The sequence below is a fragment of the Myxococcus vastator genome, assembly GCF_010894475.1.
In the GTDB taxonomy this organism is placed as follows: domain Bacteria; phylum Myxococcota; class Myxococcia; order Myxococcales; family Myxococcaceae; genus Myxococcus; species Myxococcus vastator.
This window is the reverse complement of sequence record NZ_JAAIYB010000853.1, coordinates 1-1,289: the sequence shown is the minus strand read 5'-3', so window position 1 is coordinate 1,289 and position 1,289 is coordinate 1. Positions and strand designations below refer to the sequence as shown.

Here is a 1,289-nt window from a genome sequence, read left to right as displayed (position 1 = left end):
GCCTGAAACGGGCTACCCACCCCGCGGCTCAGGGTCGGTGCGGACCTGGACGGGGGGGTGAACTATTTCGCGGCGACCGTACACGTGGCGCTGCTGCGCCTCGCACGCCTGGACGAGGCGAGGCGCGGCAGGCCCTCAATGCTCACGGTGCGTCAGTTTCGCGACGGGTAGATGCCTTCCAGCGCGATGATGAAGTTGATGCACAAGAAGGGCGACATGTTGTTGTGCGGCTGGCTTCCGCCCGCGACGCCGATGGCGGCGGGGTTCATCGTCCCGTCGATGGGCGCGGCCCGGTAGTTGAGCACGGTTGCGGTGGAGTCCGCCGCGAGCACGGTGCCAATGGGCGTTTCCGTATCGCCGGCCTGGCTGCTCACATTCAGGCTGTGAGTGTGCGCCGGCATCTGCGTTGAAATCAGCGTGACGGTTTCAGTTCCGCCTTGTTCGCCCAGCGCGCGGGGGGACAGACCGGGGCCTTGACCCGGCTGCATGGGGTAGCGGCCACGCAGGTCCGGCAGGGCGAACGTCGTCTGCCCGTTGCCTCCATAGGTGGTGCCCAGAATGGAGAAGAGCGCCGTGTTCTGGGCGATAGCGAGAATCTGCCCCTGGCAGAATGCCCAGCCCCGCGGAGCGAAGTTGCCTGCGAACATCATGACCTGACCGATGAAGGGCTCTGACACGTGCGTCTACCTTTCGAGAAGAATGCGCAGCTTCCCAGAGCAAAGGTCCGGCCAGCGCTTGAATCGCGCGTGTTTCATGTGGGTGTGACGGCGGCATGCAGTGAAACGTGAGGCGCGGTGCCTCTTTGTCTCGCTGTGTCACGCGCGCTCGTGCGTCCGGTGCAGACGCGGATGCGTCCGGCGCAGACGCTAGCGGGCCCGCGTGCCGGTGAAACGCGGGTGCGTCCGACCCGGACGCTGGGGCAATGTTTCGCGGGCTCTCCCCCAGGAGAGAATCTGCCCGGTTACCGCCAAACCTCTTGGGTCGCCTCGGTCTTCTTGGCGTGGCGTGAGGCTTGCTCAGAGGCCCGCGGGATGACGTTTCACGACGAGGAGACCGGCAGATGACGCAAGAGAACTGGCGACGCCCCCTGTATCAGAAGTGGTTTCAGGCGCTGCCGCTGACGGCACTGCTGGTGCTGTCGGCGTGTGAGGAAGGCACGCCGGGACCGCAGGGGCCGCAAGGTCCTGCGGGTCCCGCGGGCGCTGAAGGACCTCCAGGATCGCCGGGAGCTGAGGGGCCCGCCGGCCCTCAGGGCGAGCCGGGTGCGCCTGGCGCGGATGGGCCTCAGG

General features: G+C 67.0%; 1 protein-coding gene. It reads right to left on the bottom strand.

The annotated features are described in order from the left end of the window. Positions 1-152: 152 nt before the first annotated feature. Positions 153-677, bottom strand: coding sequence for a tail fiber protein (locus G4D87_RS37870; protein WP_163787607.1), 525 nt, complete (start codon positions 675-677; stop codon positions 153-155). Positions 678-1,289: the final 612 nt, after the last annotated feature.